The organism is Paenibacillus sp. BSR1-1, assembly GCF_030403775.1.
Taxonomy (GTDB): Bacteria; Bacillota; Bacilli; order Bacillales; family Cytobacillaceae; genus Neobacillus.
In genome coordinates this window covers 167,322-182,620 of sequence record NZ_JAQMWQ010000005.1, presented here as the reverse complement: position 1 = coordinate 182,620, position 15,299 = coordinate 167,322, and the positions used below count along the sequence as shown (strand labels likewise).

General features: G+C 38.8%; 17 protein-coding genes. All 17 read right to left on the bottom strand.

The genetic code is table 11. The annotated features are described in order from the left end of the window. Window positions 1–52: 52 nt before the first annotated feature. Window positions 53–1,342 (bottom strand): 3-phosphoshikimate 1-carboxyvinyltransferase, encoded by a 1,290-nt coding sequence (gene aroA / locus PH210_RS10955; RefSeq protein WP_289985313.1) that lies wholly within the window; start codon window positions 1,340–1,342, stop codon window positions 53–55. Between the two features lie 26 nt (window positions 1,343–1,368). After that, window positions 1,369–2,475 carry a prephenate dehydrogenase gene (locus tag PH210_RS10950; protein WP_289985311.1) on the bottom strand — a complete coding sequence of 369 codons (1,107 nt, stop codon included), beginning with the start codon at window positions 2,473–2,475 and terminating at the stop codon, window positions 1,369–1,371. A gap of 37 nt (window positions 2,476–2,512) precedes the next feature. Continuing rightward, window positions 2,513–3,601 carry a histidinol-phosphate transaminase gene (gene hisC / locus PH210_RS10945; RefSeq protein WP_289985310.1) on the bottom strand — a complete coding sequence of 363 codons (1,089 nt, stop codon included), beginning with the start codon at window positions 3,599–3,601 and terminating at the stop codon, window positions 2,513–2,515. Window positions 3,602–3,627: 26 nt separating this feature from the next. Beyond that, entirely contained in the window at window positions 3,628–4,002 is a 375-nt protein-coding gene (gene aroH / locus PH210_RS10940; RefSeq protein ID WP_289985308.1) for a chorismate mutase, read from the bottom strand. Between the two features lie 16 nt (window positions 4,003–4,018). Continuing rightward, window positions 4,019–5,089, bottom strand: a complete 1,071-nt coding sequence (gene aroB / locus PH210_RS10935) for a 3-dehydroquinate synthase (RefSeq protein ID WP_289985307.1) — start codon at window positions 5,087–5,089, stop codon at window positions 4,019–4,021. Beyond that, on the bottom strand, window positions 5,089–6,261 hold the full coding sequence (gene aroC, locus PH210_RS10930) for a chorismate synthase (RefSeq protein ID WP_289985501.1): 1,173 nt from the start codon (window positions 6,259–6,261) through the stop codon (window positions 5,089–5,091). The genes aroB and aroC overlap by 1 nt, the downstream gene beginning before the upstream one ends. A 165-nt stretch (window positions 6,262–6,426) precedes the next feature. Further along, a complete protein-coding gene (gene ndk / locus PH210_RS10925) occupies window positions 6,427–6,873 on the bottom strand; it encodes a nucleoside-diphosphate kinase (protein WP_289985306.1) in 447 nt (148 codons plus the stop codon). A gap of 97 nt (window positions 6,874–6,970) precedes the next feature. Further along, window positions 6,971–7,933: a heptaprenyl diphosphate synthase component II gene (gene hepT / locus PH210_RS10920; RefSeq protein WP_289985304.1), complete on the bottom strand. Its 963-nt coding sequence runs from the start codon at window positions 7,931–7,933 to the stop codon at window positions 6,971–6,973. Window positions 7,934–7,976: 43 nt separating this feature from the next. Beyond that, on the bottom strand, window positions 7,977–8,681 hold the full coding sequence (locus PH210_RS10915; RefSeq protein ID WP_289985302.1) for a demethylmenaquinone methyltransferase: 705 nt from the start codon (window positions 8,679–8,681) through the stop codon (window positions 7,977–7,979). Between the two features lie 5 nt (window positions 8,682–8,686). Then, complete coding sequence (locus tag PH210_RS10910; protein WP_289985500.1) at window positions 8,687–9,499, bottom strand: heptaprenyl diphosphate synthase component 1; 813 nt, start codon at window positions 9,497–9,499, stop codon at window positions 8,687–8,689. Between the two features lie 186 nt (window positions 9,500–9,685). Further along, on the bottom strand, window positions 9,686–9,925 hold the full coding sequence (mtrB, locus tag PH210_RS10905) for a trp RNA-binding attenuation protein MtrB (RefSeq protein ID WP_223593493.1): 240 nt from the start codon (window positions 9,923–9,925) through the stop codon (window positions 9,686–9,688). 24 nt (window positions 9,926–9,949) lie between these two features. Next, the gene (folE, locus tag PH210_RS10900; protein ID WP_223593495.1) at window positions 9,950–10,516 is read right to left on the bottom strand and encodes a GTP cyclohydrolase I FolE; all 567 of its coding nucleotides are present in this window, start codon (window positions 10,514–10,516) and stop codon (window positions 9,950–9,952) included. Between the two features lie 149 nt (window positions 10,517–10,665). After that, window positions 10,666–10,938, bottom strand: coding sequence for a non-specific DNA-binding protein Hbs (gene hbs, locus PH210_RS10895; protein WP_007084878.1), 273 nt, complete (start codon window positions 10,936–10,938; stop codon window positions 10,666–10,668). Between the two features lie 363 nt (window positions 10,939–11,301). Continuing rightward, window positions 11,302–12,780 carry a stage IV sporulation protein A gene (gene spoIVA, locus PH210_RS10890; RefSeq protein ID WP_289985293.1) on the bottom strand — a complete coding sequence of 493 codons (1,479 nt, stop codon included), beginning with the start codon at window positions 12,778–12,780 and terminating at the stop codon, window positions 11,302–11,304. 295 nt (window positions 12,781–13,075) lie between these two features. Next, on the bottom strand, window positions 13,076–13,786 hold the full coding sequence (locus PH210_RS10885) for a YphF family lipoprotein (RefSeq protein WP_289985291.1): 711 nt from the start codon (window positions 13,784–13,786) through the stop codon (window positions 13,076–13,078). Between the two features lie 32 nt (window positions 13,787–13,818). Beyond that, window positions 13,819–14,004, bottom strand: coding sequence for a DUF2768 domain-containing protein (locus PH210_RS10880; RefSeq protein ID WP_289985290.1), 186 nt, complete (start codon window positions 14,002–14,004; stop codon window positions 13,819–13,821). 224 nt (window positions 14,005–14,228) lie between these two features. Further along, window positions 14,229–15,290: an NAD(P)H-dependent glycerol-3-phosphate dehydrogenase gene (locus PH210_RS10875; RefSeq protein WP_289985288.1), complete on the bottom strand. Its 1,062-nt coding sequence runs from the start codon at window positions 15,288–15,290 to the stop codon at window positions 14,229–14,231. Between the last annotated feature and the right edge of the window lie 9 nt (window positions 15,291–15,299).

The window sequence follows — 15,299 nt, the reverse complement described above, 5'->3', positions numbered from 1 at the left end:
GCGAAAATTAACAAAACTATGACATACAAAAAAACTGCCATAATGGCAGCTTTTAGTTTGTCAGGCTTTTTAAATGTTCAAAGAAATTGGGGTAGGAAACAGCGATAGCCTCTGGATTTTCAAGGAATACCTCACCATCACTGACTAGTGCTGCAATTGCCAGCATCATACCTATGCGATGGTCACCATGGCTGGAGACGGTTCCGCCATGTAGATTAGATTTACCGTTTATTATCATTCCATCATCTGTCGCCTCTATTGATGCACCTAATTTTTTGAGTTCGTTGACAACGGTATCGATACGGTTTGTCTCTTTTACCTTAAGTTCCTCCGCGTCTTTTATGATGGTTTTCCCTACAGCTTGTGTTGCCAATAGGGCAATAATCGGAATTTCATCAATAAGCCTTGGAATTAAATCCCCTTCAATCACCGTTCCTTTTAGACTTGAAGTTCTTATAACGAGGTCACCGGCTGGTTCAAAGGAGTCGCTCTCATCTGAAATAATCTCTAAGTCAGCACCCATATTTTTAAGAACCTCAATAATACCGGTTCTAGTTGGGTTTAATCCTACATTTTTCAGCACGATTTCACTGCCTGGTACAATAGCCCCAGCGACCAAGAAGAACGCTGCAGAGGAAATATCACCAGGAACGTGAATCGTAGCTCCTGTCAGCTTTTGACCGCCTTTAACCGTAATAATTTTATTCTCCTTATCAATCACTCCGCCAAATTGCCGAATCATTCTTTCAGTATGATCTCTAGTTTCAGAAGGTTCGATTATTTGAGTAATCCCTTCAGCCTGTAAACCAGCTAAAATAAGGGCAGATTTAACCTGGGCACTGGCAACCGGAAGTTCGTACTGAATTGGGTTTAACTTTCCTCCGCGAATGGATAATGGAGTATAGGAACCGCTATTACGGCCATCAATCACAGCCCCCATTTTCGCTAATGGACCAGTAACCCTTGTCATCGGCCGTTTCCCAATCGAAGAATCACCCACTAGCGATGAGAAAAATGGTCTTCCGGCCAATATTCCCATCAATAAACGAATGGTTGTACCAGAGTTCCCTACGTCTAAGACATCAATTGGCTCTTTTAGCCCCTCAATTCCATTTCCGCTGATTCGGATCTGGTTGTCTTCTTCCTCAATGGATACCCCGAGCTTCCGAAAACAAGAAATCGTACTTAAACAATCCTCACCAGGAAGGAAATTAGTAATCTTTGTCTCACCGTGTGCGATGGAACCAAACATAACGGAACGATGGGAGATAGATTTATCTCCAGGGATAGTTATTTCACCAATTAACCGATTTAGTTTCGTATTAAGTGTTATTGATTTCATGAAATCACCTTTTTAATTAATATAAATTAGGAACCGATGGATGTGGCGTAGCTTGAATAGGCTCGAATACAACGTTCAGCCCTATGTCGATCCTCTTCCGTTTGAAAACTAATCACCAGAACACCATTTATATCTTCACGTGTTTCAAGGATTCGAATGTTTGTAATGCTGATCTTTTCTTTTGCTAAAAATCCTGTTATTTCGGAAATGATACCAGGGTAATCAGGTATGTCAACATACAAATCATAAAAGGCCGGAATTGCACCTTTTTCTTTTATTGGTAGTCCATCACGGAATTGTTTTGCTTGGTAAAAATAATCATAAATGGCAGTGCTATTTTCATTTTCTAATAGCGTTTTAACCCATTCCATTTCGTCTTGCCAATGGTTTAACAGCTCAATTAAATTTTCACGATTGTGTAAAAGGATGTCTTTCCACATCTCTGGACTGCTTGATGCAATGCGGGTGATATCTCTAAATCCTCCTGCAGCGAGGCGGGGGATCAGGCTGTCTGCTTCCGACAATTTTTCAGTTTGGCGGACGATTGAGGCAGCAATGATATGCGGGAAATGACTGACAATCCCTGTAAGGTAATCGTGATTTTGCGGGGTAATGGTTAAGAACTTGGCATTAGTCCCCTTTAACCACTCTTTAAGTAACATCACCTTTGAATTTTCAACATACTCCCCGGGTGTTAATAGGTAAAAAGCATTTTCAAATAAAATTTCTTTTGCTGCCGACACACCACTTTTATGTGAACCGGCCATTGGATGCCCACCAATAAAAGTAATTCCTTGTTCCTTTAAGCTGAAGGCGTTTTCGACAATTTTACTTTTCGTGCTTCCTGTATCCGTTACAATCACATCCGGGTTTAGTGAAAGCTTTGAAAGTGATTGAATAATGGTTTTGGTATCATTGACTGGGGCCGCAATAATAATTAATTTAGCCTCATTGGCCCCATCTTGTATATCAGCAGCAATTTCATCAATTACTCCGAGCATTTTGGCAAGTCTTGCTTGTTCACTATTGATGTCTAAGCCAATAATGGTTGCTTGTGGATGCTCTTTTTTTATACAAAGAGCCAAGGAACCCCCTATTAGGCCCAATCCAATGACGAAAACACGGCCATTCAAAAATAATTCCTCCCCCTAGACCAAAAGCCGTTCAGCGTTAATTCTCAGCCAGAAAATCACTTAGTGCTTTTAGTACCCCTTCATTTTGTTCAGGAAGGCCAACCGTAATTCTAACGGAGGTTGGAAACCCTAACGCTTTGCCTGAACGAGTAATAAACCCTTTTTCTAGTAAATATTGAAAAACCTTGTCACCATCCACTTTAAAATCGATTAATATAAAGTTGGTTTGCGATGGATAATAACTCAATTTATTTTCATCACAAAACGCATAAAATTGAGCAAGGCCTTGTCTATTTTTTTCTTTACATTCCAGAACAAATTCTTGATCTTTGATTGCAGCTACCGCTGCCAATTGTCCTAAAGTGTTAACGTTAAACGGCTCTCTCGCAGGTTCTAGTGCCTTAATTATGGATGAATGTGCAACACCGTATCCAACCCTTAAGGCAGCAAGTCCGTAAATTTTTGAAAAAGTTCGAAGCACGATAACATTTTGGTACTTGCGTGTCAGACTTATGGATTCATAATAGTCATCAGCATCAACATATTCATAATAAGCTTCATCAACAACCACTAAAATATGATCCGGCACTCTATCTAAAAACGAGGTTAATTTATTTTCTGGAATATATGTACCAGTTGGATTATTAGGACTACATACCCAAATGACATTTGTTTGTTCATCAATTGCTTCTAGCATTGCTTCTAAATCATGATCACCGTCTTTTAAAGGAATCTCTTTAATAATGGCTCCTTCTATAATTGCATTATGCTTATATTGAGAAAAAGTCGGCGTAGCCATTATCGTACTTGCATTTGGATGCAGCAGGGCTCTTGAAATCATTTGAATGATATTATCTGAACCATTTCCAAAGATCAGTTCATTCTCGCCCACTTCTAAAAATGCAGCAAGTTCTTCTCTTAAATTTGCTGCATAACCATCCGGATATATAGCCAAATTGTTAGATATCGATTGAAGCGCCGGAAGCACCTTTTTAGAGCATCCGAACGGATTTTCATTTGATGCAAGCTTTACAATTTTATCTAGTTTGTATTGTTTCTTGACTGACTCAATTGGTCTTCCAGGCTGATAAGGAGTCAGCGTAAGTAATTGCTCTTTCCATCTCATATTATCCACCCCATTGGTTATATCTTTTATAATGCCAAACTATTATCGAGATCAGGTCTTAGAACCTTGGCTTCATTTAAATAAACATGGAGAATATCTTTCTGATTTTGATTTGTATTGACATGCATCATAATTCGGATGCACATTTTTAACGAATTCGGAACTTGGATTTCCCTCATACACATTACAGGTACGTAGGTCCATCCCTCAAATTTTCTCAAGGCCTTTGCAGGAAATGCTGCTGTAACGTCCTCTGTAGTAGAAATAAAAACGGATGCGACAGTATCAGGTTGAATTTGATTAACCTCAATGATTTTAGCCAAAAGTTCTTCAGTAGCTGTAACAATTGCCTCTTCAGTATTAGCTGTAACCGTCGTCGCTCCTCTCACCCCTCTGAACATGAAAAACCCTCCCTGTTTAAAAGCTTTTAAGCTCCTCTAATAATAATTTATCTGAAATCTCACGAAGAATCGGTGTACCCAATTGCTCTAGTAAAACAAAACGAATTGTTTCGCCGACAGATTTTTTATCCTGCTTCATCTTATTTATTAATTTATCGTATGATAAATGACTAGGGATTTTAGTTTCGTACCCCAGCTTTTCAACCCAATTAATAAATTCCTTTAAATTGAATGAAAGTCCGAGCAGCTGCTGGCTTAATTTAATTGCAAAAATCATCCCAATCATTACGGATTCCCCATGAGTAAAATTCCCATAACCCATTTCAGACTCAATTGCGTGTCCCAACGTATGCCCTAGATTCAAATAAGCACGAACGCCTGTTTCACGTTCATCCTGACTGACAAATTCATTTTTAATTTTAACCCCTTTTATTAAACATTCAGACAGCTGTTCAATCGGGAGCATGTTTAAATCATGAACATTAGCTTGAAGCCAATCATAAAATTCCGGATCATAAATTAGAGCATGTTTAATAACCTCAGCAAACCCAGAGCGAATTTCCTGTGCAGGTAATGTTTTAAGAAATTCTAAATCATAAAATACAGCCTCTGGCTGATGAAAGGCCCCTATCATATTTTTCCCGAGTGGATGATTGATGGCCACTTTTCCGCCCACAGCACTATCATGAGCTAAAATAGTTGTCGGAATTTGCACGAAAGGGATTCCTCTCATAAATGAGGCAGCCACAAATCCTGACAAATCCCCCACTGCGCCCCCGCCAAATGACAAAATAAGCGACTTTCTGTCAAGTCGGTTTTCAAGAGCAGCTGACAATGCATTATAATAAATTTCGAATGTTTTGGCTTTTTCACCACTGGGTGCGGTAAAAACAATAGGATCCCACGATGATAGAATGGTCAGCAACTTGTCAAGATGAAGCTTGGCTACAGTTTCATCTGTCATAATGAATATCCTTGTCAATTTTGGAAAATGATTGGATATGAATGATTCCAGATCTTTTCGAACACCTTCTCCAACAAAGACATTATATTGTTTAGACTCTGTTTGGATGTGTATCTTTTCCATTAAAATTCCCTCGCATATTCACGCTGCCTTTTTATTTCTTCGGCAAAGGTTTCAAATCTATCACTATAAAATTGTTCAATAAGAGCATTGGCCAGTTCCCATGCAACGACACTCTCAGCAACAACTGCAGCAGCTGGGACAGCGCAGCTGTCAGAGCGTTCAATGCTGGCAGCAAACGGCTCTTTCGTTTCGATGTCAACACTCATTAGCGGTTTGTAAAGAGTCGGAATTGGCTTCATTACTCCGCGGACGACAATTGGCATTCCAGTTGTCATCCCGCCCTCAAAACCGCCAAGGCGATTTGTTTTGCGGTAATACCCAAGTCCTGCTTCCCATCCAATCTCATCGTGTACTTCACTTCCAGGCTTTCTGGCAGCTTCGAATCCAATACCGAATTCGACACCCTTAAAAGCATTTATACTTACGATTGCACCAGCTAGTTTGGCATCTAATTTTCGATCATAATGAACATAACTGCCAACTCCGGCAGGCATGCCTGTTACGATAACTTCTACCACTCCGCCAATGGAGTCGCCATTTTTCTTAGCTTCATCAATCGCATCCATCATTTTTTGTTCGACATTTGTGTCGGCAACCCGAACAGGTGAATTTTCGGTCCGTTCCTTCAACATCTCTATTGATAAGGAATCATCAGCTTGGGCTTTAACTCCGCCAATTTCAACTACATGTCCAACGATATTTACGCCAACTAAAGATAGTAGTTTTTTAGCAACAGCACCAGCAGCAACTCTTACGGTTGTTTCGCGCGCAGATGAACGTTCTAGCACATTCCTCATGTCACGATGACCGTATTTTATCGCACCATTTAAATCCGCATGGCCAGGCCGGGCTCGAGTTACTTTTCGTTTAATTTCGTCTTCCTGACCTTCTTCTAACGGTTCAGCCCCCATTATATTAGTCCAATGCTTCCAATCATTGTTTTCAACGACTAATGCAATTGGTGATCCAAGGGTTTGTCCATGACGAACTCCTGAGACGATTTCGGCGGTATCTTTCTCAATCTGCATTCTTCTTCCACGGCCATACCCTTTTTGTCTTCTTGCAAGCTCATCATTAATGTCTTCAGATAATAATGGCATCCCGGCAGGCAGACCTTCTAATATTGTCGTTAATTGTGGTCCATGGGATTCTCCAGCGGTTAAGTACCTCATTCCCATTCTCTTTCCCCCTTCAACTCATTAAAGATTTATGTATCAATATAACATATACAGAGAAATAAACATAGTGGAACTATTCCGAAAATAGAGATAAATTTTTTGTATGCGGATACAAAAAAGCACTTGTATCAATAATACAAGTGCTCAATCGAATTTAAATTAATAAATCCATTCGTTTACTAATTTTGTATACTCAACTACTCCAGCTTCTTTGAAGAATAAACCGATTTCACGCTCCGCGCTTGCAGGTGAATCAGAGCCATGAATAACATTTTTACCAACTGTCAGACCAAAATCACCGCGGATGGTGCCAGGTGCTGCATCCTTTGGATTTGTAGAACCCATCATTTGGCGGGCAGTTGCAATTACGTTTTCTCCCTGCCATACCATAGCAAAAACAGGACCAGATGTAATGAAATCAACTAATTCACCGAAGAATGGACGTTCCTTGTGTTCTCCGTAATGTTCTTCAGCTAGTTCGTTGGGAATATTCATTAATTTTGCACCAACTAATTGGAAACCCTTTTTTTCAAAACGCGCAACGATTTCACCGATTAAATTGCGCTGTACGCCGTCTGGTTTAACCATTAAAAATGTCTTTTCCATGAATTCCACTCCTAGTTTGTTATGTATCATGATTGTTACTTAAAACAATCCACGAAAATATTAACATTGTTTCGAATATTTGGCAAGCTTGTGCCAGCTAGAATTTCCGTCTCCCAATAAATTTGGCAATATCACGGAGCGTTTTTTTGGCTTTATTTTCTGGCAGCTCTTCTAATATAGCTAATGCCTTATCTAAATAATGGTCACTTAAGGCAATAGACTTTTCAATTGCACCAGACTGCTTGATCAGATTAATAATTGGGGCAATATCTGCAGGAGTCATATGTTCATTAACCTTTTCTATTTCCCTGCGAAACTTGTGGTTTTCCATTGCATACAGGGCCGGTGCAGTAATATTCCCTTGTAATAGGTCACTGCCTGCAGGCTTTCCCAATTCCTTTTCAGTTGCCGTGAAATCCAATATATCATCAGTTATCTGAAAGGACATACCTACATAATAGCCAAATCTGTATAGTTTTTGATGGATGGATTCTTCAACATCTGCTGCGATAGCACCCAGCTGGCAGCTAGAAGCGATTAACAGGGCTGTTTTTCGCTTTATTCTTCGGAGGTAATCCCGGAGATTTTGATTATAGCGGTATTTATCTTTAATTTGTTGAATTTCCCCGATTGTTACTTCAACAATCGTTTCTGCTAATATCTTATGAGCTAATGGTCTTTTAATATTGGTCATTAATTCAAGGGCGAGAGCAAACACAAAGTCACCCGTATACATAGCAGTCTTGTTATCCCATTTTGATTTAACGGTTGGCTTCCCTCGACGAAGATCAGCGTCATCAATGACATCATCGTGAACAAGTGATGCCATATGAATTAACTCCAGAGCAACGGCCACATTTTTCATTAATCCTATATTGTAATGACCAAATTTACCAGCAAGCAAAACAAAAACAGGACGAATTCTTTTTCCTCCGGCTTGTAATGTATGCATAGAAGCTTGTCTCAAAAGAATAGACTCTGATTGGATAGTCTCTTCTAGCGTTTTTTCAATTATGTTAATATCCGAATTCAAAAATGAATACATCATTTTTAATTTCATTTGTATTCACCCAGCTTTTCATCCTGTCTTTCGTACAATTAAATTAATTCTTTTTGCCAATATGAACAGCAGCTGCACCGCCGCTGTATGATTTATACATGACATCATTAAAGCCTGCCTGTTCAAACATACGTGCAAGCTCTTTCATCCCAGGAAAATCGCGTGCTGATTCTTGGAGCCATGAATATTCTTTGTAGCTTTTCGCAAATAACTTACCAAATACCGGCATAATAAAGCGAAAATAAAAATAAAAAAGCTGCCTATACCCAATTAGTGTTGGCTGCGATGTTTCCAAACAAACTGCAATTCCACCTGGTTTTACAACCCGATGCATTTCTTTTAAAACCTGAAGGTAATCAGGAACGTTTCTAAGACCAAACCCAATTGTCACATAATCAAAACTATTATCCTCGAATGGAAGCTCCATGGCATTCCCATGAATTAGTTTTACCTGATTTAACTTAAGTTGTTTAACTTTTTCAATCCCTACATTCAGCATATTTTGGCTAAAATCCAAGCCAGCAACTTCTCCAGACGGTCCAACTGCTTCTGCTAAGGCAATCGTCCAATCAGCAGTACCGCAGCATACATCAAGGGCCTTCGAACCAGGCTGAACATTCATTCTCTTCATCGTGTCCTGCCGCCATTTGATGTGCTGCTGAAAACTGATAACAGAGTTCATTTTATCATAGCTGTCAGATATTTTTTCAAAAACATGATGAACTCGTTGTTCCTTCGATTGCTGCATATAATTTAACCTTCTTCCACAAAAGTTTTGGCATATGGCTTGTGCTGATTCAACAACATGTTAATTCTTTTTTCAAGTAAATCATTTAAGTAAGGTAGCTGCAAGAGCCCTTTTTCAATGACCTTTTTTGAAACTTCAAGATAATGATCCACTATTTTCAATAACTGCTTTTGCTGCTCATTTGATAATTCTTTAATTTTAAATTCATTGATTGGAAAAATAATTCTTTTCAATGCATCGAATAAAACTGAGCCTTCTTTTTGTTCAAAATGCCGTTTTTCATTAAGAAGCCGTTTAAAAAAGAAAAGATTAGTAATAAAATCATTCCATAAATCGACTTTAAAATATTCAGATAGTTTAGCAAGTATTGCGCTTTCGACCACCTTTATACTTGCCATTACCTTTTCAATTCCCTCAGATTCATGATGATAGACAGAAATCTTATGCTCATTTACTTCTTTAATCCCTTGGGAAAGGGCTTTGATCATCAAAATATCCTCTGAATCCGCGAGTAGCTTATAATATAAACCGCTAAAATAATCTCCAGCTAAAACAGTAAGCTGACGACTTTTTTCAGCCTCTGGTGAATTTATTATATGTTCATGGGTATCAAGGGCGATTTGAATTAGCATGGTGGACAATGCATAGTTCTCTAATTCACTGAAGGAAAGGTCCAGACGGTCCATGATAGAAATAAGGACAAGCAGCTTATCCTCGTCAATCACCGGAATATTAATATATTTGAGCAAGAATGCATCAAAAACACTTTTTTCAACCTTCTCTAGAATTACTGCAAATTTTTGTTGAATATCTTGCATATTAATCACCCTTGCTTCCCCGAAGTAATATATCTATATGTATTCTTATTTCCTATCCGCAAAGTAAAATTCATGCTCCAAAAAATGAAAAAGAATCTTTTTATTATTAAAACAAGCCAAACATGATTATAACACAAAAGACGTGCGCTGAGCAGGAAATCACAAATTAATAGGAAATAGTCTTGCTTATTTCTTCATTTCGCTTTCAACCTGGCCATATTGGGTAAGGATTGTTGCATTTCCCCTTATTTTTATTGCGGACGTATGCTCGGTAAATTGAGCGATTAAAACCTCACCTTTATCAAGCTTCTCTGAATGATGAAATCTTGTATCAGACCCCCGCGTTAAACCAATGACGCTTACACCATCATCTAGCGCCTTAATAACCACATATTCACTATTTTGTGAATTGCGCTTTTCTTCCACATTACCACCCCTTATTATGAATTCTTAATATTTTATTAATGAAAGTACTTCTGACCGGGCAATGGAATCATCAGCAAGGTTTCCACGTACAGCGGTTGTAACTGTTTTTGAACCTGGCTTTTTCACACCACGCATCGTCATACACATATGCTCTGCTTCCACTACAACCATAACACCATGAGGCTCTAATTTCTCCATTATGCTGTCAGCTATCGTGGCTGTAATTCTTTCTTGGAGCTGCGGTCTTTTCGCAACAGCCTCTACCGCTCTTGCTAATTTACTAAGCCCAGTAACACGACCATTCTTCGGAATATACGCCACATGGGCTTTCCCAAAGAAAGGGACTAAATGGTGTTCACACATAGAATAAAACGGAATATCCTTCACCAAAACTAACTCTTCATGATCCTCACTGAAGATAGTCTCAAAATGAACTTTCGGATCCTCGTTTAATCCACTGAATACTTCTTCATACATTTTTGCCACTCGTTTAGGTGTATCAAGCAGACCTTCTCGATTTGGGTCCTCACCAATAGCTTCTAATATCAAACGTACCGCCTCTTCAATTTGGGCACGGTTCACTTCTGTCATACTGAATTCCTCCTATGTCCGTCAAAAATAAAATGACAAATACATATTAGCATAATCAGTAAACTTCAAGCAAAAAATAGAAAAAGGCCATGGAATTTCACCATGGCCTTAGCTCTTAAGCGTTCGCTTAAAGCAATAAATTTATGTAATTATTTTACTGCGTCTTTAAGCGCTTTACCTGGTTTGAAAGCTGGTACTTTGCTAGCAGCGATTTCGATTTCATCACCTGTTTGAGGGTTACGACCTTTACGCGCTGCGCGCTCACGTACTTCAAAGTTACCAAAACCGATTAATTGGACTTTATCACCATTTTTTAAAGCATCTAAAATCGCATCAAAAACAGCATCAACTGCTTTTGTAGCGTCCTTCTTAGAAAGCTCGCTAGCTTCAGCTACTGCATTAATAAGTTCTGTCTTGTTCATGCCATTCACCTCCTCCCAAAGAAATTATCAAGATTCGTAAATAAGATTACTTATCTACATTTCTAAACAATTTTTCTAATTTCTATACGTCATAGCAAGGTTTTCTTACTAAAGTTATACAAATTTGCCACTTTTATGGCTTAAATCTATTTTTTTAATAAAAAACCTTGAGAAATAAAGGTTTCAAGCACTATAACGTAATTCTGTTAAAAGATTATCATAATCAAAACCGCATAGCAAGAACATTTCATGAAATTATGGTAATCTTTTCTTTGCTTCTACAAAATTCTACTCTGCTGGGGTAATATTCCATATTTTTTAGCGAAAAAACAAAAAAAAGACTCCAGGTTGGGAGTCCATAGCTTAAAGGATGATGGCAATTAGACCGCCAGAACCTTCGTTTATAATTCTTTCTAGTGTTTCTTTTAGTTTATATCTAGCGTTCTCTGGCATTAAGGAAAGTTTTGCGTGAATGCCTTCACGGACAATGGAACTTAGGCTGCGTCCAAAGATATCTGAATTCCAAATTGACAGCGGGTCATCCTCAAAGTCCTGCATTAAGTAACGGACAAGCTCCTCACTTTGCTTCTCTGTGCCAATGATTGGGGCAAACTCAGACTCAACATCGACTTTTATCATATGAATCGAAGGTGCTACAGCCTTTAATCTCACTCCAAAGCGGGCACCCTGGCGAATAATTTCAGGCTCCTCAAGGCTCATATCTGAAAGTGTAGGAGAGGCAATCCCGTACCCAGTCTGCTTCACCATCTTTAAGGCATCAGAAATGTGATCATACTCTCCTTTTGCATGGGCGAAATCCTGCATAAGCTCCAGGAGGTGATCTTTCCCTCTAATTTCAACACCGACGATTTCTTTTAATATATCATCATATAATTCATCAGGTGCGATTAAATCGATTTCAGCAATACCTGAACCCATTTCAACTCCGGCAAGCCCAGCTCTTTCAATATATTCAAAGTCACTGAATGACTGTACCACCCGGTCCACATCTCTTAATCTCTTGATATCTTTTACCGTTTCTTTAACTGCTTCTTGATAGCTTTCACGAAGCCAATGATTTTCTCTTAACACCATGACCCAGCTTGGAAGATTTACATTCACCTCTAGGACAGGGAATTCATAAAGTGCTTCGCGAAGTACATTGAGAACATCACTTTCGCGCATGCTTTCAACGCTCATTGCGATGACAGGAATGTCATATTTTTCAGCTAAACTGGATCTTAACGTTTCTGTACTTGGATGGTAAGGCTGTGCACTGTTTACCACCATAATAAATGGTTTGCCTACTTCCTTCAGCTCTTCGATGACTCTTTCCTCTGCCTCTATATAATTGCTTCTAGGGATTTCCCCAATAGATCCATCTGTTGTAACGACAACCCCAATGGTGGAATGCTCTTGGATTACTTTTCTTGTACCAATTTCTGCTGCTTCATGGAATGGAATTGGCTCCTCATACCATGGAGTATTAATCATCCTTGGTCCATTTTCATCTTCATAACCTTTAGCACCTGGAACCGTATAGCCAACGCAGTCCACGAGCCTAATATTCACATTTAAACCCTCATCAACATGAACAGTAGCCGCCTGATTCGGTACAAATTTCGGTTCTGTTGTCATAATGGTTTTCCCGGCAGCACTTTGTGGAAGCTCATCGAGTGCCCTGGATCTTTCTGCTTCACTGCTTATATTCGGTAAAACAACAAGCTCCATAAATTTTTTAATAAACGTAGATTTTCCTGTTCGTACTGCTCCTACTACTCCTAAATAAATATCGCCGCCTGTTCTTTCGGCGATATCTTTAAATAAGTCGACCTTTTCCAAGTGATCCCCTCCCGATCATTGAGTAAAGTGGGATAATTTCATCCATTTAGGTATTTTTGGACAGTATATGTTTATGATGTTGTCCTATCTTGTTATGACTGTTTTCAAAAAAATATTTACCCCCTTCTTAAAATTTCCCCGATTTAATTAACTATCTGTAGTGTCTGAACGTTTGAATTTATGGAGGGTTTCTATCTATAGTCACGGATATAGGCTAAATGCCATATCTAATTTATTAAGCCAAAAAACCCTTCTCCTAAAATATATTTCATAGGAAAAGGGTTATGACAATTTCTTATTTTTCCAGGAATACAGGCTCCTTCGTTTTTTCATCCACGGTATATGGCAAGGAATAGGCAGGAACAAACATCGATTCATTTACCAATATGGAGCGGATATCATCTCCTGGTTTTAGCTGTGTATCTGTCTTTTGAAGGGCCTGATAAAGGTCAGGCCGGTAATCCACAAATACTTCGGCATTGCCGGTTATGACAAAGGAAAGATTTTGATTTGTAAAAGGACTAACAGCATAAGGTGCCTTCTCATATCCTAGCTTTTTGTAATCCAAAGAAAACACATTTTTAGCAATTTGTTCTTTATAAGGCGGGTAGCCCTTTGCTTTAATTCTTAAATTAATATCACGGATTGTTTCTGTAATCCGTAAATCCAATAACTTAACAGTTGGATTGGTTTCTACATCCACAAGCACGTATTGGAAAATACCGCCGTTTTCATAAGCATTCCCCGGAGGCTCAGAAAGATATTTTGGTGTAATTTTTTTGAAATCAATTGGATATTTCTGATAAATGGGAGTTTCAGCATCCTTTGTTTTGATTGGAAGGATACCTCCATTATCCTTTTTAAAATCATCTACAGCTGTTTGAACGGCTTGGATTTGATCTTTATATGGGATTTGATTTTTTGCTAACTCTTCTTTGGGATACATACAACCAGATAGTAAAAAAACAATAAGGACAAAAAATAAACCATGGACTTTCCATTTCATGACAATCACCTTTATACTATGTATTTGATCAATTATGTGAAGAAAACAATAAGAAGCGTAAGTCCAGCAATAATCATAAATATATACGCAAGAATGGCTGACAAGAGCCGAAATACGCCCTTAAGCTTATATCTGCTGAAATATATGGTGATTATGGCAAGGAACATCAGAGCCATGCCAGCAATTGAAATCCACATTTTTAACATTCCTGGTGACAAACATAATTCCCCCTTTTTTTCGAAAGTTATTATACCATAGCTTGGCCAAGACATGAAAAATAAAAAAACTGAAGTAAAGAGGGGCGATTTCTTTACTTCAGTCTACTGGACTAAATAACCCATACTCCAGGCGTCATACTACCAAGTTACTTCGTTGCATTGTATGCAAAGAAGGTAAAAAGCGTATCATCTAAAGCCTATTTTCTTTCTGAAAAAGCACATTTTTAATTTTCAAAGTTTCTTTCATCTAAAACATTAACTAAATCTTCCATTTCATGAGTTCTTCCGCGTGCCATTAATACATCAACCGCATCTTTTGCCTCTTTCCCATTAAAAAGAACATCATAAAGGGCAGATGTAATTGGCATTTTGACCTCATATTTTTGGGCAAGCTGATAAGCCGCTTTGGTTGTCCTAACACCTTCCACGACCATTCCCATATTGTCAAGTACCTCATCCAGCGTTTTTCCTTTACCTAACAAATTTCCGGCTCTCCAGTTTCTCGAATGAACGCTTGTACAGGTAACAATTAAATCGCCGATTCCAGCTAATCCGGAAAAAGTGAGGGGATTTGCCCCCATTTTTGTACCTAGTCGTGCAATTTCAGCTAATCCTCTTGTCATGAGCGCAGCTTTGGCATTGTCCCCATATCCAAGTCCATCGGTAATACCAGCAGCAAGGGCAATGATATTCTTAAGGGCACCGCCAATTTCAACGCCAATAACGTCAGAATTCGTATAAACACGGAAATTGTGATTAATAAAAAGATCCTGAATTTTTTCTGCAGCAGCCATATTTTCCGAAGCAACTGTAACAGTTGTAGGATGGCGCAGGCTTACTTCTTCAGCATGACTTGGCCCCGAAAGAACTACAACGTCCTTTAATAGCTCAACAGGCATTTCTTCTTTAATCATTTCAGTAATGCGCAATAAAGAATCAGGTTCAATACCTTTGCTGACATGCGCAATCGTAATAGGTTCTCGTAAAACTGCTCGGATTTTTCCTAGGACCTCTCGAATAGCTTTAGTTGGAACCGCCAAAATGACCGTTTCTATCCCAATCAGCCCATCATTCAAAGAACCATATCCAACAATCCGTTCAGGCAAGTCAACTCCAGGCAAATACTTTTTATTTGTATGATTTTCATTTATTTCCTTTACCTGATCTTCATTATGGCTCCAAAGACGGACTTCATGAGAATTGTCAGCTAATACCATTGCAAGTGCTGTTCCCCAGCTCCCTGCCCCTAATACAGCTACAGCTTCTTTTTTTTCTTGCACGGCCATCACACCACC